A 19,847-nucleotide genomic window follows, 5' to 3' on the forward strand; every position below is an offset into this window, starting at 1 on the left:
CGGTAGGTGCAAGGTTTGCGGTGGGGGATGGCGCGGGGGCGCCGGGCAGCTTTGCTGCCCGGCGCCCCCGCGCCCGGTCGGATCGCTTTCGCGATCCGACCGGCTCTTGTGGCCACGTTGTTTTCTCTCTGGTCGTTGTGGTGTCGATCTGTATGGTCCTTCGCAAAACCATGTCCATCTGCCGAAGTTGGCTCCAATAAAAGGAACGCCGGGATGCCTGTGTTGCGCAAAACCGAATTTATCGGAGAGATCACCTGGATGGGGCAGGTGCCCGCGGGAGCAGGCCTCAGTGCTACGCCGAGAGATCATCTGGACCTTGGCTTTCACGGCATCGCAGGAGAGCGCCACGAAGGCGCCCTGCGCGCCTCCTGCGTGCGGGTGAAGAACCTCTATCCCCAGGGCACCGAGATCCGCAATGTGCGGCAGCTAACGATCCTGTCGGAAGAGGAACTGGCGATGATCGCCGCCGACATGGGGCTGGAGCGGATCGATCCCGCATACCTTGGTGCCACGCTGGTTCTGCGTGGCATTCCCGATTTCACCTTCATCCCGCCGAATAGCCGCCTGCAAGGCCCAGGCGGCATCACCCTGACCGTGGATATGGAGAACCGCCCCTGCGTGCTGCCGGGGCGCGAGATCGAGACCGACCACACCGGCTATGGCGCCAAGTTCAAACCCGCAGCTGAAAACCGGCGGGGAATCACCGCCTGGGTCGAACGTCCCGGCCGCCTGTCCCTGGGCGATCAACTGGCGGTATTTGTCCCCGACCAGCGCGCCTGGGCGCCCTGAAGGGCGCTCCAAAGGGGCACATTGCGTTCCTTTCGGACACTCAGGGTTCCGATCGAAAGCAGCGAACGCCGTTTCGAGGCGCGATAATGTCGGAAAACAGGCGCGCGATTTGCCGCAGTCTGGCTAAGTCTGGGTCAACCCCGGCCCGTGCGCCGGTCAACCGATCAAACAGGTCAGGAACCCGGCCATGAGCTACAAGAGTGATATCGAAATCGCCCGCGAGGCAAAAAAGCTCCCGATTCAGGAGATCGGTGCCAAGCTGGGCATGACCCATGACGACCTGCTGCCCTATGGCCATGACAAGGCGAAGGTGAGCCAGCCCTTCATCAACTCGGTGCAGGACAAAGAGAACGGCAAGCTGATCCTGGTGACCGCGATCAACCCGACCCCGGCGGGCGAGGGCAAGACCACCACAACCGTGGGGCTCGGCGACGGTCTGAACCGCATCGGCAAGAACGCGATGATCTGCATCCGCGAGGCTTCGCTCGGGCCGAACTTCGGCATGAAGGGCGGCGCGGCCGGCGGTGGCTATGCGCAGGTGGTACCGATGGAGGATATGAACCTCCACTTCACCGGCGACTTTCACGCGATCACCTCGGCGCATTCGCTACTGTCGGCCATGCTGGACAATCACATCTACTGGGGCAACGAGCAGGACATCGACATCCGCCGGGTGCAATGGCGCCGGGTCGTCGACATGAACGACCGTGCCCTGCGCCAGATCAACGTTTCCTTGGGGGGGGTTGCCAATGGTTTCCCGCGCGAGGGTGGCTTTGACATCACCGTGGCCTCCGAAGTGATGGCGATCCTCTGCCTTGCCAAGGATCTGAAGGACCTGGAACAGCGCCTGGGTGATATGATCGTCGCCTACCGCCGCGATCGCAGCCCGGTTTTCTGCCGCGATATCAAGGCCGAAGGTGCCATGGCGGTGCTGTTGAAGGATGCGATGCAGCCGAACCTGGTGCAGACGCTGGAGAACAACCCGGCCTTCGTGCACGGCGGTCCTTTCGCCAATATCGCGCATGGCTGCAACTCGGTCATCGCCACGCAAACGGCGCTGAAAGTGGCCGACTACGTGGTGACCGAAGCCGGTTTTGGTGCCGATCTGGGCGCCGAGAAGTTCATGAACATCAAATGCCGCAAGGCTGGCCTGGCCCCCGATTGCGTGGTTCTGGTGGCCACCGTGCGGGCGATGAAGATGAACGGTGGTGTCGCCAAGGCCGATCTTGGCGCGGAAAACGTCGAGGCGGTGATGGAAGGCTGCGCCAACCTCGGCCGCCATATCGGCAACCTGAAATCCTTTGGCGTACCGGTCGTGGTGGCGATCAACCACTTCGTCACCGATACCGATGCGGAAATCCAGGCGGTCAAGGACTACGTGGAAACCCAGGGCTCCGAGGCGATCCTGTCGCGCCATTGGGAGCTGGGTTCGGAAGGCTCCGAAGCGCTGGCCCGCCGGGTTGCGGAAATCGCCGACAGCGGCGTCAGCCAGTTCGCGCCGCTCTACCGGGACGAGCTGACCCTGTTCGAGAAGATCGAACGCATCGCCAAGGGCATCTACCGCGCCGATGAGGTGCTGGCCGACAAGAAAATCCGCGACCAGCTGAAACTCTGGGAAGAGCAGGGCTACGGCCATCTGCCGGTCTGTATGGCCAAGACCCAGTACAGCTTCTCCACCGACCCGAACCTGCGCGGTGCGCCCACCGGGCATTCGGTGCCGGTGCGTGAGGTGCGTCTGTCGGCAGGGGCCGGTTTCGTCGTGGTGGTCTGCGGTGAGATCATGACCATGCCGGGCCTGCCGCGCGTGCCGGCGGCAGAAAACATCCACCTGAACGCCGAAGGACAGATCGAAGGCTTGTTCTGAGGCGAAATTTAAGCAATCTGCGGCTCGGAAGGGGCTTCCGGGCCGCATCGCGTTTCGGGGCCCGTTTGGCGCCCCACAGCAAGAGGATCAGGACAGATGGCAGCGACTCTTATCGACGGCAAGGCTTTTGCGGCCAAGGTACGCGAAAAGGTGGCGGGCCATGTGGCACGTCTGAAGCAAGAGCACAGGATCACAGCGGGCCTTGCGGTGATCCTGGTGGGCGAGGATCCCGCGAGCGAAGTCTATGTCGCCGCGAAACACCGCCAGACCGTGGAGGTCGGCATGGCCTCCTTCGAGCATAAACTGCCCGCGGATGTCTCCGAGGCGGATCTCTTTGCTCTGATCGACCAGTTGAACGCTGATCCCGCCGTGCATGGTATCCTGTGCCAGTTCCCGGTTCCGGATCACCTGGATGAGCGCGCCGTGGTGGCGCGTATCGATCCGGCCAAGGACGTGGACGGGCTGAGCGTGGTCAACGCGGGCCTTCTGGCGAGCGGTGAAAAGGGGCTGGTGTCCTGCACGCCGCTGGGTTGCCTGATGCTGCTGCGCGACCAGATCGGCGACATGACGGGGCTGAATGCCGTGGTCATCGGCCGCTCCAACCTCTTTGGCAAGCCGATGGCGCAGCTCTTGCTGCAGGAAAACTGCACCGTGACGATTGCCCATTCGCGCACCCGCGACCTGCCCGAGGTCTGCCGCCGCGCCGATATCCTGGTCGCCGCCGTGGGACGTTCCGAAATGGTGCAGGCCGATTGGGTCAAACCCGGTGCGACGGTGATTGACGTTGGCATCACCCGCGTGCCGCACCCGGAAAAGCCCGGCAAGACCAAGCTCTTGGGCGATGTGAACTTTGCCCCGGTGTCAGAGGTGGCAGGCGCCATCACCCCGGTGCCGGGCGGCGTTGGCCCGATGACCATCGCCTGCCTTCTGGCCAACACGGTCACGGCATGCTGCCGCGCGCATGGGCTGGAGGAACCCGAAGGGCTGACTGCCTGATCGGTTTGATCTTTTCCAGAAACGATGAGCACCCGCCGCAGGTTTTCGGCGGGTGTTTTTGCATGGCCTAGGGGCTGACCGGCACCATGGTGCCCTGCAGAATGGCGATCAGCTTTTCCTCGCTGCCGGTGATGGCATGCACTTGCGAGGTCACCACCACGAGCCGCCGACCGGGCTTGATCACCGTGCCGGTGGCACGCAGACGATCCCCGATCCCCGGCGCAAGCAGGTTGATCTTGATCTCGGCGGTCATCACCTCCTGATCATCGGGCAGCAGGCTGAGGGCTGCATATCCCGCCGCGCTGTCGCCAATGGCAAAGGTGAGCGCGGCATGGGCGGCGCCATGCTGTTGCAGGCTGGTCGGCAATAGGGGGGCCGAAATCACCACCTTGCCCGGCTCCACGCTGTCGAGGGTGGCGCCAAGGGTGGTCATCATGCTTTGGCGGTCAAAACTGTCTTTGATGCGTGTCGTTGTCATGGCGTGAGCTTAGAAGCCTTCTTTCCCCTTGGGTGCAAGACGTTACGTCAACGCGGCATCGGGCAGGGCAGCGCGGTGGGGCCGGTCAGGATCGCCAGCGCCTGCGGTGCCATCAGCCCGGTCAGTGCCGGATCACTGCTGCGCAGGCCCCCGGTGTAGGTTCCGAATGCGGGCAGGATCAACCGGGTTTGATCCAACAGGAAAGCAGGCCGCGCGCTGCCCCGGCTGAGGCGCGCCTTGGGGTGATAGTGGCCCGAGACCTCCCCGGGTGCGGCATCGCCCCGCGCGATATGGCGAAAGGTCAGCGCGCCGATGGCGATCTCGTCGCAAGCTTGCCCGCCAAAACCTGTGGCACCCGGGTCGTGGTTTCCCTCGATCCAGATCCAGTCCCGCGCCGCCACCATCTGGCGCAGGTCTTTGGCCTCTGGGTCAGGCAGGGCCTCGGCAGCGGCCAGATCGTCGAAACTGTCACCCAGGCATAGGATGGTGTCTGGCGCGAACTGGTCGATCAGAGTGCTGAGCCGTTGCAGCGTATCGTGGGTCTCATAGGGGGGCAGGGCGCTGCCGCCGCGCCGGAGCTGGCGTTCGGATTTGCCAAGATGCAGGTCCGACACGCACAACAGGCGCTGCGCCGCCCACCACAGGGCACCGCTGCCCAGGGCTGTTAACCGGGTGCCTGCAAGGGTGAAGTCATAGCCGCTCATGCCAAGGTGATCGCCGTATTTCCGCCCGCCTGCAAGCCTCATTGCGCGAGGGTTTCAAGACCCGAGGCGCGCATCAGCTCGGCCGCCTCCTGCTGCATCAGCTTTTCGGCGCCCGCGCCCTGGATCGGCACCTTGCCCATCTCCAGCAACAGCGGCGCGGCGAGGGGGCTGATCCGGGACAGGCGGCGCAGGCTGAGGCGGCCACGGATGCGTTGGGTCATCTCCTCGATCCGGGCGAAATCCACCAGCCCGCTCATGGCTTCGTCGCGGGTGATCTCCAGCAGCAGGTGATCGGGGTCATATTTGCGCAGCGTGTCATAAAGGATATCGGACGAAAACGTTGCCTGCCGCCCCGATTTGCGGTTGCCGGGGGTGTTGCGCTCGATCAGCCCGGCGATGGTGGCAGAGGCGCGAAAGGCGCGTTTCATCACCGCGTTGCCCGCCAGCCAGCGGTCCAACCCGTCGCGCAGGGCATCGCCATCCAACAGCGGCGCAGGATCTTTGACTTCGGATAGGCTCCAGATCAGCGTCGCATAATCGGTGGCGACAAATCCAAGAGGATCAAGGCCCAGCTCCTCCATCCGCTTGGTCACCAGAAGTCCCAGCGTCTGCTGCGCGTTGCGCCCGGCAAACCCGTAAAGGCAGGCATGTTCGCGCCCCTGGTGCGGGAAGGTCTCGATCAGCATCTGGCCCGCGCGCGGCAGCTCCGAGACCTCGCGCTGCAGCGCCAGCCAATCGGCGGTATGGGCGGGCAGATCGGGCCATGTGTCCTGCGCCAGAAGGTCGAGGATCCCCTGGCTCAACTGGGTGGAGGTGGCGAATTTGGTGCCGGAAAACACCGCGATCTTGGGCTTGCGGCCCTTGTCGCGGCTGACCTCCACCGTCATTTCGCGCAAGGATTCATAGCGCACGATCTGCCCGCCAATGAGGAAGGTATCGCCGGGGGTCAGGGTGGCGGCAAAGGCTTCCTCAACCTCACCCAGGGGTTTGCCGCCCCGGCTGCGCTTCATGCGCACCTTCAGAAGGTCGGCGTCCTGGATGGTGCCGATATTCATGCGGATACGCGCGGCAGAGCGCGGATCGCGCAGCTGCCACAGCCCGTCGGGGCGCTGCAACAGGCGCTGCCACTGATCATAGGCGCGCAGGGCATAGCCGCCGGTGGCGCAGAAGTTCAGACAGGCGTCGAACTCGGCCCGGGAAAGCTCCGAATAGGCGCCGGTGCTGGTGATCTCGGCAAAGAGTGTGTCGGCATCAAACGGCCCTGCGCAGGCGGTGATCAGGATATGTTGACACAGCACATCGCGGGGGCCCGGCGGGCGGGGATCCCCGTCAAGCCTGCCTTCCTGTACGGCCTTCAGCGCGGCTTGGCATTCGACCACCTCGAACCGGTTGGCAGGCACCAAGAGCGCCTTGGAGGGAGCGTTGTAGCGGTGATTGGCCCTACCGATCCGCTGCACCAGCCGCTTGACGTTCTTCGGCGCACCAATCTGGATCACAAGATCCACATTGCCCCAGTCGATGCCAAGATCGAGTGACCCGGTACAGACCACCGCGCGCAAGGCTTTGGTGACCATTGCCGCCTCGACCCGCGCGCGCTGTTCGCGATCGAGTGAGCCGTGGTGGATGGCGATCGGCAGGGCGTCTTCATTGGCAAGCCAGAGGTTGTGAAAGAAGATCTCGGCCTGGGCGCGGGTGTTGTGAAAGATCAGCGTGGTCTGATGGGCGCGGATCTGCTCCAGCACGGAGGGGATCGCATAGGCCGCGCCACCGCCCGCCCAGGGGGGCGCCTCGGCGGTTTCCAGCATGGCGATATCGGGGGCGGGGCCGGGGTCGGCCTGCACGATATGGCAAGGGTCGGGATGCCGGGCGAGGTAGCGGCCAATCTGTTCGGGGTCATCCACGGTGGCCGAGAGACCCACGCGACAAAGATCGGGGCAGAGGCTTTGCAGGCGCGCGAGCGCCAGCATCAGCTGATCGCCGCGCTTGCTTTCGGCCAGGGCGTGGATCTCGTCGATGACAATGCGTTTGAGGCCTCGGAAGGTGCGTGCCGCGTCCTCGTAAGACACCATAAGCGCAAGGCTTTCCGGTGTGGTCAGCAGGATATGGGGCGGATCGGCGCGCTGGCGTTTGCGGCGCGACTGCGGCGTGTCGCCGGTGCGGTCATCGATGCAGATCGGCAGGCCCATCTCGGCAACCGGGCCGGTGAGGTTGCGCTTGATGTCCGCTGCCAAGGCTTTCAGAGGGGAGACGTAAAGCGTGTGCAGCCCCTCGTGGCCGTCGGTCGCAAGTTCGGCCAGGGTAGGCAGGAAGCCAGCCATCGTCTTGCCGCCCCCGGTCGGGGCAATGAGCAGGGTTGAAGGATCCTGCGCACGGGCCAGCATCTCCGCCTGGTGGGGATGGATGGTCCAGCCTTTCGTTTCGAACCAGCCGGAAATCTGAGCGGGAAGGGAGGTCATGGTTCGAGTTTAGAAAGAAACCTGATCCGAGGAAAAACTCTTTTGCGATTGTCCGACGGAGACGCGCCTTTGCAACGTGTGATGAATGAAGAGGTTTTCAAGACTGGAGAGAGAAGATGAGCACGCTGCGCACCTGGGCCACCCCGCTGACAATCGGAAGCTTCCTGCTGATGGGGGTGACGGGGCTGTTGATGTTCTTTCATCTCGACAGCGGTTTGAACAAGGTGGTGCATGAATGGGCTGGCTGGGTCATGGTCGCCGGTGTGCCGGCGCATGTTCTGCTGAACTGGCGGGCGTTTTCCGTCTATTTCAAACGTCCGGTCGCGGTGACGATCATGGCGCTCTCCGCTGTTGTGCTGGCCGGATCCTTCGTGCCGGTGTCCGGTGGCGGCAGCCCGGTCAGGCCGGTGATGATGGCCGTGACGCAGGCCACGGTCGGGGCGGTGATCGGGGTGAGCGGCGTGCCAGAGCAGGAGGCGCTGTCGCGCCTGGGCGCGGCGGGCTTTGATGCGACATTGGAGATGCCCCTGCCGGATCTGACCGGAGGCGACAGGGAAAAGGAAATGGCAATCCTGTCGCTGCTGTTCCAAGGGTGAGATTGGGGGCGGGATCGCCCCTATTTCACGATCTCCTCGTCCTTGACGAACATGTTCGCCCAGGCGCGATCGATCAGATCAGGGCTCATCTGGTAGGGAATGCCCTCGAAATCGCAGATCGCCATCATCTGGTCGATCAGGAAGACCGGCTGGTAGTTGGCGTAGACATTGTCGATGGTCGGGTATTTCGTCTTCAGAAGATGCACCAAGGTTGCCTCATCCAGCGGCACGCCCTTCTTGCGGGCCACCAGGGCAAAGATCTTCAGGAAGTTCTCTTGGTCCGGTCCGTCGATCTTGATCTTGAAGAAGATCCGGCGCAGGGCGGCCTGGTCGAAGATCTCGTTCGGGTGGAAGTTGGTGGAGAAGATCACCAGCGTGTCGAACGGGACCTCGAACTTTTCGCCCGATTGCAGGGCAAGGATATCGCGCCCCTCTTCCAGCGGCACGATCCAGCGGTTGACCAGCGCCTGGGGCGGTTCGGCCTGGCGGCCAAGGTCATCGACGATGAAGATCCCGCCGGTGGATTTCAGCTGCAGCGGCGCCTGATAGGTGCGCGCCGTGGGGTTGTAGACCAGGTCCAGCATCGACAGGGACAACTCCCCGCCGGTCACCACGGTTGGGCGTTCGCATTTGACATAGCGGGTATCGAACCGGCGCGGGCGGCGCAGGGCGTTGGGGTCTTCGGCCTCTTCCTCGACCGCAGTGTGGACGATGGGGTCGTAGACGGTGATCACCTGACCGGCATATTCGATGGCGCGGGGCACATAGACACAATCGCCAAGCGCATCGCGAATGCCGTTGGAGATCGAGGATTTCCCGTTGCCGGGCGGGCCATACATCAGGATCGACCGGCCCGCGCTGACCGCCGGCCCCAGGTGGTCCAGCAGGCTGTCGGGCAGGATCAGGTGACCCATGGCCTGTGTAAGCTGCTGACGCGTCACCATGGTATTGCGGATCGACTGACGCTCCACCTGCTCGCGGTAGACATCAAGCGGCACCGGCATGGCGCCATAGTATTCCGACTGGCTGAGCGCATCCAGCGCGCGCGCGCGGCCCGCATCGGTCAGCTGGTATCCCATCTCGTTGCCGCTATTGGCGTTGAGCGTGCCGGTGGCCTCCAGCAGTTTCTGTTCGCGGGCCATATCGACCAGTTCTTGCGTCACCGGGATCGGCAGGCAGATGGCCGCGGCGATATCGCTGACCAGGTTGGCGTTCTTGCGGAACATCGTTTTCAGCAAAATATCCCGCATCATCACGATGGGGAGCTGCATCTGGGCAAGGCCCCTGGGCGCTGGGGGCGCCACCACGGCACTGGTCTGCATGTTCATGTTTCGGCCTGTCTGTTCAACCTGCTCCCCTGCTGGCGGGTTGGCGAGCGGGGGACGCAGGGGCGTCCGCCCTGGGTGCCCGCCAACAGGGGATCCACTCCGGGGTCATAGCCTATGCATCACTGTGGCAAGAGAACGGCAATGCTGGTGCAATTCCGGGAAGGCAGGGGCGATTTTGCGCTGATTTTAGCGATCAGCCGTCAGTTCGGCCGGGGGCTGCCGAACAGCGCGCCAAGGATCAGGTAGATCGCCAGGGTGCCGCCGAGGCACAATCCCATGGGGAACTTGCTGCCCACATTCCAGCTGAGCCACTCGGGCGCCAGCCTGCGCAGGGGCGTGTATTTGACCAGCCTGTGGGTGACGAACCCGGCCAAGAGGTTGGCGGAGAAGATCATCATCAAGGCGGGCAGGTCGGCAAGCGCCACCAGGGGTGCTGCGGCGCCTGCGAATTTTGCATCACCCGCGCCGATCATGCCTGCGGAATAGAACAGGAAGCCCATCGTGATCCCGATGGGAAGATGCAGCAACTGCCAGCCATAATCGGCCCAGGTCGGCATCACGAAGAGACCCACCACAATGTAGATCAGCCCAAGGCAATCGTTGATCCAGTTGGGGATACGCATGCCGCGCAGGTCGGTCAGCGCTGCCGCATAGCAGAGCGGCAGCACGAAGGGCAGGAACCATTGGGCGGCATGGACCGGGACGGCCAGGTGCACCATGGATCAGCCGTTTTCAAGCGCCGCGAGCGAACGGGCGGCGGCCTCGAAATGCTGCGGATGGGTCGCCAGCGCCTCGCGCAACAGGTTCTCGCCAGTTTTCACATCACCCTGTTTCACCGCCGACAGGGCCAAAGTGTGCAGCAGCTGCGCCCGTTCGGTCTGATCCAGCGGGATCACCGGCAGGGTGTAGTTGCGCTGCGCGCCACGGGCCAAGACCAGGTTGTTCTTGGCGGTAAAGAGCGTCGGATCCTGGCGAATGGCATCGCTGAACAGGCGCTCGGCCTCGGCAAAGCTGCCGCGCGAGAGTTTCGAATAGCCCCAGTTGTTCATCACCTTGGCGGGCTGGGTGGTCAGGCCGGTGGCGATTTCATAGAAACTGTCGGCCCGTTTCCATTCCTTGTTGGCATCCGCCACCATCGCCTCAAGCCGGTAGCGGCGGTAGGTCTCATGGGTGGGGGGCACGGAATCCAGCGCCTCCTTGGCGCCTTTCCAGTCACCGACGCGGATCAGCGCATCCGCAAGCGAGACACGATCCTCGACCGTGGCCTCTGCATGGGCGGCGACCTTCTTCCAGGCGCCGGCGGCCTCGGTATTGCGCTTGGCGCGGATGTAAGACGCGGCCAGTCCACGCTGGAAATCGATCCGTTCAGGCGAGGATTTCAGGGATTTCTGGAAATAGCTCACCGCCTCGTTCGGGTCGGCGACCGTCATCATCACCTCGTTGAGGTTATGCGCGTCAACGACATTGACCTCTTCAAAGGCGCGTTCAACGGTTTCCTTGCCATCGGGTTTGACGCAGGCCGACAGGGCCAGAACGCCGACAAGGCCTGTGGTCACAAGAATAAACTGGCGCATTTTATGCGTCCTTTTGCTGCTCTGCCCTATGCGACCCTTGCGCGTTCCTAGGGATCTTTGCCGATCCGATAGCTGCCGCCGCCTTGCCGCATCAATGTGAAGTCGCTTCGACTTTCGTTTTGCGGATCACTATGCGCGGAATTTTCAAGTTTTTCGAGAGCCCGCCGCAAATTATCCCGGATTGCGTCACTTTCGCCATTGTCCAGCGCATAGGCGCGACGCAGGATCTGCACCGCTTCGGGGGTTTTGCCCCGCTCCATCAGCACGACACCAAGGTTGTTCAGCGCCTCTGGCCAGTCGGGCGCGGCCTTGGTGGCGCGGCGCAAAAGATCTTCGGCCTGTCCCAGGCGACCCAGGCCCAGGTTGGCCGATCCCATGCTGGACAGGACTTCTGCCGTCAACCCTTGCTCCAGTGCCGCGCGGTTGAAGGCATCCAGCGCCAGTTCATATTCCCCGGCATCCATCAGCCGGTGACCCACGATCAGGCCATCTTCGGCCTGTTTGCGAAGATCCACGCCCGGTGCCCAGGGGCTGGCAGGCGGGGCCCCGGTTCGCAAGGAACATGCCCCAACAACAGAGACCGCCACCAGAGCGGCAGCGGCAGTGAGAAGGCAGGGGCGGCGGCGTGCCGCCCTGCGCCGATCGGCCATGATCAGTTACCCATGTTGCCCATGTTCAAGATGCCCTGCACCGAGGGTCCGACCAGAATGATCAGCAGCGGCGGCACCGTCAGCCCCATTGTGGCAAGAGTCATTTTCACTGGCAACTTGTTTGCGGCCTCTTCGGCGCGCATCACGCGTTTGTCGCGCATCTCATCCGCATAGACCCGAAGCGCATCGGCGATCGAGGTGCCGAAGGCCTGCGACTGGATCATCACGGTGGTGAAGGAGGAGACATCCTGCACGCCGCAGCGGGTGCCCATGTCGCGCAGCACCTTTTCCTTTTCCTTACCCGCCTTCATCTCATAGGCGACCACTTCGAATTCTTCGGCCAATGCTGGGTAGGAGGCGTGCAGCTCCTTGGCGACGCGGACAATGGACTGGTACAGCGACTGGCCCGCCTCGACGCAGACCAGCATCATGTCGAGCGCGTCCGGGAAGCCCTGGGTGATCTGTTTCTTGCGCTCTTCAATGCGCCGGGTCACCCAGTATTTGGGCAGCATGTAGCCTGCGCCGCCGGGGCCGATAATGCGCAGGGCCAACTGGCTGCTGTCATACTCGGTGCCCGCGTTCAATCCAAAGACATAGAACAGACCGGCCCCCAAGCCGATCAGGCCCAGGGCGAATTGTGCAAAGTGGAACAGGCGCACAGAATCCTTGGAGGCATAGCCTGCCTGGCGCAGCTTCAGCTCCATCGCCGACAGTTCCTCGGCGTTCTGAGGTTCCAGGAAGGAGGCGAATTTCTGCAGCTGTTCGTTGCGGCTGTTCTGACGCAGACGTTCCTTCTGCGGCTTGGGCCGGGTTTCCGGCGCCATGTTCTTTTGCAGCTTCTTCAGCGGATCCTCGGGCTGGTTCAGAAGCAGCGGAATGGCCAGAAGGATCATGAACAGCCCTGCCAGCCCAAGTGCCAGCAGCGGGCCGAAGGCGCCGAACTGATCGGTCAGAAAGCCGTTGATGTCGGACAGGATGGACATGGGGGGCGCTCCTCAGACCTCGATATTCGTCAGCATCTTCATCACGAAGAGGTTCACGGTCAGCATGATCCCGACCAGGAAACAGGCGGGAATGAACCAGGGATGATCGAGCACATTGTCGTAATAATTGGGATCCTTGACCAGGATGCCGGCCAGCGCCAGCAGCGGAAAGCCGGACAGGAACTTGCCCGACCACTGCGCCTCTGCGGTGATGGCCTTCACCTTGCGGAACAGGCGGAAGCGGGCGCGGATCACCTTTGCCAGACCGGCCAGGACCTCGGCCAGGTTGCCGCCCGATTGCTGTTGGATGGTGACGGCGACGGCCAGAAAGCGCAAATCCTGCATGTCCAGGCGTTCGGCCATTTCCTTCAGCGCTTCGCCCACATCGCGGCCATAGGCGGATTCATCCGCGATCATGCCCAGTTCAGAGGCCAGCGGGTCCTCGATCTCGTGCGAGACAATCTGGATCGCCGAGGAAAACGGGTGCCCGACCCGCAACGAGCGCACCAAGAGCTCCACCGCATCCGGCAGTTGTTCCTCGATCATCGACATGCGCTTGCTGGCCTTCTTGTTGACCCAGAAGAAGACCCCGCCGATGCCGATGATGACGGCCCCCAGCGCGCGCACCGGCAGCGGCGCGCTGGTGGCGACGCTGAGACCGATGAAGGCAATGACGGCAACGCCGCCCATGATCATCATCAACTGTTGTGGCGTAAAGGCGATGGCGGCCTTCTGGGCGCGGTCGGCCAGCAGCGAATAGAGCGGGATGGATTGGGTTTTCCCGTGCTGTTTCAGCTCCTTGCGCAGCTGTTCCAGCACTTCTTCGCGGGTGCTGCCCTTCTCCATCATTTCCAGACGGCGGCTGACCTTGCTGTTGAGGCTGATCGACTTGCCAAAGGCGACAAGGTAGATGCCCTCGACCAAGACGATGACGCCGACGAAGATCAGGCCGTAAATCAGCGGTTCTGCAGGAATTTGCATCGCGTCTACTCCATCCGCGTGGGTTCATAGATCGAGGGCGGCAGGTCGTAGCCCCACAGCCGGAACCGTTCCGAATAATGGCTGCGCACGCCGGTGGCGGTGAAATGGCCGATGATCTTGTTGTCCGGTGTCAGGCCGACACGCTGGAAGCGGAAGATCTCCTGCATCGAGATCACATCGCCCTCCATGCCGGTGATCTCGGTGATCGAGGTCATCCGGCGCGAGCCGTCCTGCAGGCGCGAGGCCTGTACAATCAGGTTGACAGCCGAGGAGATCTGGCTGCGCACCGCCTTGATCGGCATTTCGATCCCGGCCATGGCGATCATGTTCTCAAGGCGCGATACCCCGTCGCGGGCCGAGTTGGCGTGGATCGTGGTCATCGATCCGTCGTGGCCGGTGTTCATCGCCTGCAACATGTCGATGACCTCTTCGCCGCGGGTCTCGCCCACGATGATGCGGTCGGGGCGCATCCTGAGCGCGTTCTTCAGACAGTCGCGCGGAGAGACTTCGCCTTTGCCCTCGACGTTGGGCGGGCGGCTTTCCATTCGGCCCACATGGGTCTGTTGCAGCTGCAGTTCGGCGGTGTCCTCGATGGTGAGGATCCGTTCAGAGTCGTCAATGAAGCTCGAGAGAGCATTGAGCGTCGTCGTCTTGCCCGAACCGGTCCCGCCCGAGACGATCACGTTGAGCCGGGTGGAAACCGCCGCTTGCAGATAGGCGGCCATTTCTTCGGTGAAGGCGCCAAAATTCACCAGGTCATCGATGCCCAGCTTGTCTTTCTTGAACTTCCGGATCGACACCAGCGAGCCGTCCACCGCGATGGGCGGCACCATGGCGTTGAAGCGTGACCCATCCGCCAGGCGGGCGTCCACATAGGGGTTGGATTCATCGACACGCCGCCCCACCGCCGAGACGATCTTGTCGATGATCCGCATCAGGTGCTTTTCATCCTTGAAGGTCACGTCGGACAGCTGCAGCTTGCCTTCGCGTTCCACGAAGATCTGTTGTGGACCGTTCACCAGGATATCGCTGACGGTCTCGTCCTGCAGCAGCGATTCCAGCGGCCCCAGACCGGTGACCTCGTCATAAAGCTCCTTGTTGAGCGTCATGCGGTCTTCGCGGTTGAGGACAATGCCCTTTTCTTCGAGGATTTCGCCTGCGATCTGTGCGATCTCTGCGCGCAGTTCTTTCTCGCTGGCCTTTTCAAGGGCGGCCAGGTTCAGGTTCTCCAGCAGATCACGGTGCAATTGCACCTTGATTTCGCCCAGGCGTTCCTTGCGCTTGCGCTCCTTGTCGACAGGTGCGGCTTCGGCCTGGGTGCGGGTGACCGGGCGGCGCAAAGAGGCGCTGGGCTGCGGTTTGGCTTCTGCCGTCGCTGCGGGCGCAGGAACAGGCGTTTCGCGTTTCGCGGGTGCCGGTTTTTTGTATCTGGAAAACAACTTACTACCCCCCGGTAATCATGTGCTCTATGCGGCGGCGTCGGCCTCGCCCTGGCCAAGTTCGTGCAGCGATTGAGCCAGTTTGGCGATTTCCTTGCGCAGCGGGTTCTTGGCATTGGACAGGGCCAGGGGCAGGCCATGATCGCAGCTTTGCGTCACCGGCTTGCCACCATCCGGCAATTGCAGATCGATGGAGATGCCAAGGCTGTCGCCCATACGTTTCACCCGGGATTTGCCGCTCAGATCGGTGAATTTCGGTGCCCGGTTCAGGGCAAAGCGCAGCTTGTCGAAGGGCAGGCCCTCGGATTGCAGCGCCCGTTTCATCCGCACCGTGTTCTGGGCCGAGCGCATGTCCAGCTCGATCACCGCGAAATAGACATGGGCCAGCTGCAGCATGGTTTCGGACCATTGCACCAATGTATGCGGCAGATCCACCACCACAAAGTCGAAGTGGCTTCGGGCCATCTCGATCACCCGCTCCACGTCCTCGGGGGTGATGATTTCCAGCGGGATCATATCCGCCGGCGCTGTCAGCACCTGCAGCTTTTCCTGGAAGGGCAACAGCGCCTGACCGAAGATCTCTTCATCCAGGCTGTCGGTCTCGCTCAGCATTTCCATCACCGCCTCGCGGCGGGGCAGATCCAGATAGGTCGAGACAGAGCCATGCTGCATGTCGAAATCCAGCAGGCAGACACGGGGTTCCTTGCTGTTGCTGAGTTCGGCCAGTTCCCAGGCCAGGTTCACCGCCAGGGTGGTCGATCCGGTTCCGCCCGCCATCCCGTGGCAGACGATCAGCGCCCCCTCGCGGCGGCTGCCGCTTTTCAGCTGGTGGGTATTGGCCACCGGTTCGGGCTGCGGCTCTGGCGCGCTGAGCCGGTCAATCGCCGCCTGCAGCTCTTGTTCCGGCAGCGGATAGGGGATGAATTCGTCAGCCCCCTGGCGCAGCAGGGAATGCAGCGCCGCCGGGGTCACGTCCTCGGCGATCAGGATGACCTTGATGCCCTTGGCATGGGCCTGGGTGATGATATCGCCCATCAGGGGCAACTCGTCCTCATCCTCGCAGTCCATCGCCATGGCAACGAATTGCAGGGAGTCGGCTTCGGGCTGCCCGAAGAAGGCCAGCGCCTCGGAAAACCCCAGGTCGCCCCAGGCTTCCCCCAATGCCATTTCCATGTCTTCGATCAAGAGGTCGAAGTTCTGCACATCGCGGCTGATGGTGCAGGCAACAATGGCAGGTGTATCAGGTTGCGGTTGTCCGCTGCTCATCGCCAAGATCCTCTAGTCTCAAAGAAGTCGGCCCCCCATCACGGGGCGCACTTCACCTCTTGTAGCGACTGTCCGTTAAGATCTTGACCACAATTGGGCCAAAAGCCTCCAATTGTAGGGAAAAGTTAAGGGGTTTTAAGACGGTATTTTAGTCCAGGGTGCTTTGCAGGGTCTGTTCGGCCGTCAGGGTCGTTGCCGGCACCGCGCTTGCGACATATTCCCGGTAGATGATCTGGGCATATTTTCCGTCCAGAACCGTAGGGTGACGCTTCAGGAAGCCGCTGACCTCGGTGACCGTGCGCCGGTTGCGCCGCTCACGCTGCTGCGTGACGATCAGCGGCTGGGTTTCGCCGTAAGACACCATTGCCTCTAGGCGGGAGCGGCTAATTCCCTTTGATACCAGGTAGTTGACAGCGGCCTGGGCGCGGCGTTTGCCCAGGCGATTGTTATAGGTGCTGCTGCCGACCGCATCGGTGTGACCATAGACGCGGAAGCGCACTTCGGGGAACTGTTTGATCCAGTGGGCCTGAAGGTCCAGCGTCGCGCGGGCGGCCGAATCCAGCCGGGCGCTGTCGAAGTCGAAATTGATCGTGGTGGGCACTTCCTCGGCGAAACGGCCAGCCAGTTGGATGGCAAAGTCCCGCTCGCCGCTCATCACCGCAGCATTGTTGGTCGTGGAGTTGCCAAAAATCGTGCCGGAAAGAGGTTGACCTGCCTCGCGCGTACAGGCGGTGGTGGCCAGCAAAAGCGCCAGGATGGCGGATGTCTTGATCATGTGCTCCATCGTCCCTTTGCTCAGTCCATTACATAGCCGTAGGAGCCGTTGAAATCCTGCTTCGCCACTTCGCTGGCCGGGCCGGAGCGGCTGCGCGCGGTGCGACCGAACAGGAACAGGTCCGCTTCGCTGGGCGGTTTGATGCGATCGGTGGGCAGGGTCAGCGCTTCGCCACGGGTCGGGGTGACCAGATGGGCGCTCACGATGATCACCAGCTCGGTCTGTGAACGCTGATAATCGGCGCTGCGGAACAGGGCACCGAGCACGGGCACATCGCTGAGCCAGGGCAATTGTGACGAGTTATCAAGGAATTCGTCCTTGATCAGCCCGGCAATGGCAAAGCTCTCGCCATCGCGCATTTCCACCGTGGTCGAGGTTTCGCGGCGCGAGAAGGCGTTGATCGACAGGCCGTTGAGTTCGAGCGAATTGGTGGGGTCGATGGCCGATACAGCAGCCTTCAGCTCCAGGTTCACGATGTCTTCATCCACCACCCGGGGGATGAAGTTCAACTCGATCCCGAAGGGTTTGAATTCGACCGTGATCAGCCCGTCCTCCTGAGCGACGGGAACCGGATATTCGCCACCGGCCAGGAATTTCGCCTCCTGCCCGGACAGGGCCGACAGATTGGGTTCTGCCAGGGTGCGCACGACACCCTTTTGTTCCAGCGCCTCCAGCAGCAGGCCGACCTGGACCGACCCGACGTTGAAGCCGAACAGAACCGCGCCGGTATTGCTGTTGGCGGCCGGGATGTTGCCGGTCAGCGCATTGGTCAGGCTGCCCTGGTTGTTCAGCGTATTGACCCCGCCGTTGACGCCAAAGCCGCTGCCGCCATTGACGCCGAGCGACGAGCTGAGCGATTTGGAGACCGAGCGCTGCATCTCGGCAAAGCGCACCTTCAGCATCACTTGCTGGACGCCACCCACCGACATCAGGTTGCTGACCCGATCCGGCGCATAGCGTTCGGCAAGATCCAGCGCCCGCTGCAACCGGGCTGAGCTGGACACCGTGCCGGACAGCACGATGCCGTCATTGGCGGTGCGCACTTCGATCTTCTCTCCGGGCAGGATCTGGCGCAGCCGTTCCTTGAATTCGGTGACATCGGCGGCCACGCGCACATCGACGTTGGTAATCAACCGACCCGAGGCATCCAGCAGCGTCAGCGTGGTCAGCCCCGGCGATTTGCCAAGCACGTAGATGGTGCGGTCGGACAGGGACGAGATATCCGCGATACTGGGATTGGCGATGCTGAGTTCGGCAAAGGGCACGTCGCTTTCGACCACCACGGCGCGGTTCATCGGCACGTCCAAAGAGGCAGAGGCCCCCTTTTTCACCACGCGCAAGCCATTGGCCATGGCGCCGTCGGAAACGGCCATAGACATCAGCGATAGCCCGGTCAGGGCTGCCGCAACAAACCTTCGAATTGCCATGTGACCTGCCTTTCCGATCACGCCTCAACTTCGGATCTTTTGCCCGATAATTCCCTACACTGTGCGGCAGTTCCAAAAATATTGCAAGAATCAATGGGAAAGCCTGTCCGGATGCGGCGCATTTCTGTGGGGCAGAGGCAACATGAAGCAGGACAGCCGCCCTGTTTCGGGGCGGCTGTTCGATGTTTAAGGGCTTGGTATAGCTTGGCTTTCCTGTCTGCTCTGCGCCGTTGGGGTCAGTTCGAGCAGGGGATCGGGATTTCCACGACCTCTGCGCCGCGCCTTGTGCGGATTGTGCAGACCCGTTCTTCCTGGGCCGCCACTGGCGCCTCGACCGCAGACAGTCCCAGGAGCTTGCGCTGATCCACTTCGACCATGGCTGCGACGGTGTCATCCTCGGCGCCGACAAGGGCGAGCGACAGCTTGCCGGTGCTTTGCGCCTGGGCCAGGGCGGCCACCTGTGCGGGACGGGCCGACACGGTGACGGTGCGGGCGATCACGGCGCCGTTGATATCGCCGCCTGCGCTTTGATCGACGGCGATCAATTCCACATTGGCTTCGATCAGCCGGGTCACATCCCCCTGGGCGCCGGGGTTCGCACCGCGCACGGTGCCGGTCCAGTAGACATCGACCCGGTCACCGGGACGCAGGAAGCCCGAGACGCCCGAGGCCACATCGACCTTGATCGCAAAGGCGCGCATGCCGCGGGCCAGACGCGAGGTGATACCGGCATCTTCACCCGGCGCGGTCAGCTTGACCGCCAGCAATGCCTCGTCCTTTTCCATCGCGCGAAGCACCACGCGCGGGTCATCGGCGCGATCTGGCGGGAACAGCGCCTCAAGGCTGGTAAAGGCGCCTTCGGGAATGGCGTCTTGGGGCCAGCGCACCTTGCGCACAGCCTCCTGGGTCAGCCGCTCACCGTATTTCAGTGCCTTGGTGGCAACAAAAACATCCGTGGTCGGAACAACTTCCGCACGGTTCGCCCTCTCGCGGGCAAGTTCATTCTGATAGGCCGAAATGTAGTTCTTCGCCATCATAACGGCGCCACCGGCCAGGGCGACACCGACAATAAGCACAAGTCCGAAAACCGCACGCATTGTGGTCCCTTTCATTATACGAGCCCGGCTCCGCAACACGCGGACCCGGTGCATGGGTCAATCAAAACGCTGCATACATTCTGTCGGCAGTCCGCCGGTCTGTGGCGATCAGCCGAACGACCAGTTCGACATATAGGCCATCAGCGCATTCGCCAGACCCATCGCTCCATCCTCCATCGCGGAGGCGATCAGCACGGTCAGGCCGACAATGGCAGCGGTCAGAACGACCCAGTCGACCGTCACAGCGCCTTCATCCCGGGCCAGAAAAGACCAGATCTTTTTCATCGCGTTCACCTTTCGCAATAGGAAGGTGGAGAAGAAAAGGGCCGCGTCTTCGTTTTGAAAGACGCGGCCCCAAAGCTCTTGCCTAGGGTCAGGACTCATAGCCAGTAAATGACGAGCGCTGCGAGTGCGATGGCTGACAGGAAGACCTTTGGGCACCTG

Annotated in this window: 19 protein-coding genes; 4 read left to right on the forward strand and 15 right to left on the reverse strand. The window is 62.5% G+C overall.

Annotation, left to right across the window (positions count from 1 at the left end; all coding sequences use genetic code 11):
• The first annotated feature begins 213 nt into the window (after positions 1-213).
• From PXK07_RS07095 to folD, 3 genes are all read left to right on the forward strand, one after another.
• The gene (locus PXK07_RS07095; protein ID WP_274847508.1) at positions 214-789 is read left to right on the forward strand and encodes an MOSC domain-containing protein; all 576 of its coding nucleotides are present in this window, start codon (positions 214-216) and stop codon (positions 787-789) included.
• Between the two features lie 187 nt (positions 790-976).
• Positions 977-2,653: a formate--tetrahydrofolate ligase gene (locus PXK07_RS07100; RefSeq protein WP_274847509.1), complete on the forward strand. Its 1,677-nt coding sequence runs from the start codon at positions 977-979 to the stop codon at positions 2,651-2,653.
• Positions 2,654-2,749: 96 nt separating this feature from the next.
• A complete protein-coding gene (gene folD / locus PXK07_RS07105; protein WP_274847510.1) occupies positions 2,750-3,649 on the forward strand; it encodes a bifunctional methylenetetrahydrofolate dehydrogenase/methenyltetrahydrofolate cyclohydrolase FolD in 900 nt (299 codons plus the stop codon).
• Positions 3,650-3,716: 67 nt separating this feature from the next.
• On the opposite strand, the gene PXK07_RS07110 is transcribed toward folD, so the two are convergent.
• From PXK07_RS07110 to PXK07_RS07120, 3 genes are read right to left on the reverse strand one after another with little or no spacing between them, the layout of a single operon-like run.
• Positions 3,717-4,127, reverse strand: a complete 411-nt coding sequence (locus tag PXK07_RS07110) for a PaaI family thioesterase (protein WP_274847511.1) — start codon at positions 4,125-4,127, stop codon at positions 3,717-3,719.
• Positions 4,128-4,174: 47 nt separating this feature from the next.
• Positions 4,175-4,831: a ligase-associated DNA damage response endonuclease PdeM gene (gene pdeM / locus PXK07_RS07115; RefSeq protein WP_274847529.1), complete on the reverse strand. Its 657-nt coding sequence runs from the start codon at positions 4,829-4,831 to the stop codon at positions 4,175-4,177.
• Between the two features lie 38 nt (positions 4,832-4,869).
• Positions 4,870-7,287, reverse strand: coding sequence for a ligase-associated DNA damage response DEXH box helicase (locus PXK07_RS07120; RefSeq protein WP_274847512.1), 2,418 nt, complete (start codon positions 7,285-7,287; stop codon positions 4,870-4,872).
• Between the two features lie 116 nt (positions 7,288-7,403).
• Between PXK07_RS07120 and PXK07_RS07125 the strand changes: the two genes are divergently transcribed.
• Positions 7,404-7,883, forward strand: coding sequence for a DUF4405 domain-containing protein (locus PXK07_RS07125; protein ID WP_274847513.1), 480 nt, complete (start codon positions 7,404-7,406; stop codon positions 7,881-7,883).
• Between the two features lie 20 nt (positions 7,884-7,903).
• Here the strand turns inward: PXK07_RS07125 and PXK07_RS07130 are convergent, their stop codons facing one another.
• From PXK07_RS07130 to PXK07_RS07185, 12 genes are all read right to left on the reverse strand, one after another.
• Positions 7,904-9,211, reverse strand: coding sequence for an ATPase (locus PXK07_RS07130; protein ID WP_274847514.1), 1,308 nt, complete (start codon positions 9,209-9,211; stop codon positions 7,904-7,906).
• A 200-nt stretch (positions 9,212-9,411) separates the two neighbouring features.
• Positions 9,412-9,930 (reverse strand): prepilin peptidase, encoded by a 519-nt coding sequence (locus PXK07_RS07135; protein ID WP_446728354.1) that lies wholly within the window; start codon positions 9,928-9,930, stop codon positions 9,412-9,414.
• A 3-nt stretch (positions 9,931-9,933) separates the two neighbouring features.
• A complete protein-coding gene (locus PXK07_RS07140; RefSeq protein WP_274847515.1) occupies positions 9,934-10,785 on the reverse strand; it encodes a tetratricopeptide repeat protein in 852 nt (283 codons plus the stop codon).
• A 47-nt stretch (positions 10,786-10,832) separates the two neighbouring features.
• Positions 10,833-11,435, reverse strand: coding sequence for a tetratricopeptide repeat protein (locus PXK07_RS07145; protein ID WP_274847516.1), 603 nt, complete (start codon positions 11,433-11,435; stop codon positions 10,833-10,835).
• Between the two features lie 2 nt (positions 11,436-11,437).
• The gene (locus PXK07_RS07150; RefSeq protein ID WP_274847517.1) at positions 11,438-12,418 is read right to left on the reverse strand and encodes a type II secretion system F family protein; all 981 of its coding nucleotides are present in this window, start codon (positions 12,416-12,418) and stop codon (positions 11,438-11,440) included.
• Between the two features lie 12 nt (positions 12,419-12,430).
• The gene (locus PXK07_RS07155) at positions 12,431-13,399 is read right to left on the reverse strand and encodes a type II secretion system F family protein (RefSeq protein ID WP_274847518.1); all 969 of its coding nucleotides are present in this window, start codon (positions 13,397-13,399) and stop codon (positions 12,431-12,433) included.
• A gap of 5 nt (positions 13,400-13,404) precedes the next feature.
• Positions 13,405-14,838: a CpaF family protein gene (locus tag PXK07_RS07160; protein WP_274847519.1), complete on the reverse strand. Its 1,434-nt coding sequence runs from the start codon at positions 14,836-14,838 to the stop codon at positions 13,405-13,407.
• Positions 14,839-14,865: 27 nt separating this feature from the next.
• Positions 14,866-16,104, reverse strand: a complete 1,239-nt coding sequence (locus tag PXK07_RS07165; protein WP_274847520.1) for an AAA family ATPase — start codon at positions 16,102-16,104, stop codon at positions 14,866-14,868.
• Between the two features lie 148 nt (positions 16,105-16,252).
• Complete coding sequence (locus PXK07_RS07170) at positions 16,253-16,879, reverse strand: OmpA family protein (RefSeq protein WP_274847521.1); 627 nt, start codon at positions 16,877-16,879, stop codon at positions 16,253-16,255.
• Between the two features lie 20 nt (positions 16,880-16,899).
• Positions 16,900-18,306, reverse strand: coding sequence for a type II and III secretion system protein family protein (locus tag PXK07_RS07175; RefSeq protein WP_274847522.1), 1,407 nt, complete (start codon positions 18,304-18,306; stop codon positions 16,900-16,902).
• A gap of 236 nt (positions 18,307-18,542) precedes the next feature.
• Positions 18,543-19,403 (reverse strand): Flp pilus assembly protein CpaB, encoded by an 861-nt coding sequence (gene cpaB / locus PXK07_RS07180; protein WP_274847531.1) that lies wholly within the window; start codon positions 19,401-19,403, stop codon positions 18,543-18,545.
• A 108-nt stretch (positions 19,404-19,511) separates the two neighbouring features.
• Positions 19,512-19,847: hypothetical protein (locus PXK07_RS07185; protein WP_274847532.1), on the reverse strand; the 336-nt coding region annotated here is incomplete at its 5' end.

Origin of the sequence: Phaeobacter sp. QD34_24, assembly GCF_028890115.1 — a bacterium.
Lineage (GTDB): Bacteria > Pseudomonadota > Alphaproteobacteria > Rhodobacterales > Rhodobacteraceae > Phycobacter.

Coding starts and splice junctions, on each gene's coding strand:
- PXK07_RS07175 (WP_274847522.1), bottom strand. CDS start 18,306: ATGGCAATTCGAAGGTTTGTTGCGGCAGCCCTGACCGGGCTATCGCTG.
- pdeM (WP_274847529.1), bottom strand. CDS start 4,831: ATGAGCGGCTATGACTTCACCCTTGCAGGCACCCGGTTAACAGCCCTG.
- PXK07_RS07135 (WP_446728354.1), bottom strand. CDS start 9,930: ATGGTGCACCTGGCCGTCCCGGTCCATGCCGCCCAATGGTTCCTGCCC.
- PXK07_RS07165 (WP_274847520.1), bottom strand. CDS start 16,104: ATGAGCAGCGGACAACCGCAACCTGATACACCTGCCATTGTTGCCTGC.
- PXK07_RS07110 (WP_274847511.1), bottom strand. CDS start 4,127: ATGACAACGACACGCATCAAAGACAGTTTTGACCGCCAAAGCATGATG.
- folD (WP_274847510.1), top strand. CDS start 2,750: ATGGCAGCGACTCTTATCGACGGCAAGGCTTTTGCGGCCAAGGTACGC.
- PXK07_RS07130 (WP_274847514.1), bottom strand. CDS start 9,211: ATGAACATGCAGACCAGTGCCGTGGTGGCGCCCCCAGCGCCCAGGGGC.
- PXK07_RS07170 (WP_274847521.1), bottom strand. CDS start 16,879: ATGATCAAGACATCCGCCATCCTGGCGCTTTTGCTGGCCACCACCGCC.
- PXK07_RS07145 (WP_274847516.1), bottom strand. CDS start 11,435: ATGGCCGATCGGCGCAGGGCGGCACGCCGCCGCCCCTGCCTTCTCACT.
- PXK07_RS07140 (WP_274847515.1), bottom strand. CDS start 10,785: ATGCGCCAGTTTATTCTTGTGACCACAGGCCTTGTCGGCGTTCTGGCC.
- PXK07_RS07120 (WP_274847512.1), bottom strand. CDS start 7,287: ATGACCTCCCTTCCCGCTCAGATTTCCGGCTGGTTCGAAACGAAAGGC.
- PXK07_RS07150 (WP_274847517.1), bottom strand. CDS start 12,418: ATGTCCATCCTGTCCGACATCAACGGCTTTCTGACCGATCAGTTCGGC.
- PXK07_RS07125 (WP_274847513.1), top strand. CDS start 7,404: ATGAGCACGCTGCGCACCTGGGCCACCCCGCTGACAATCGGAAGCTTC.
- cpaB (WP_274847531.1), bottom strand. CDS start 19,403: ATGCGTGCGGTTTTCGGACTTGTGCTTATTGTCGGTGTCGCCCTGGCC.
- PXK07_RS07095 (WP_274847508.1), top strand. CDS start 214: ATGCCTGTGTTGCGCAAAACCGAATTTATCGGAGAGATCACCTGGATG.
- PXK07_RS07155 (WP_274847518.1), bottom strand. CDS start 13,399: ATGCAAATTCCTGCAGAACCGCTGATTTACGGCCTGATCTTCGTCGGC.
- PXK07_RS07100 (WP_274847509.1), top strand. CDS start 977: ATGAGCTACAAGAGTGATATCGAAATCGCCCGCGAGGCAAAAAAGCTC.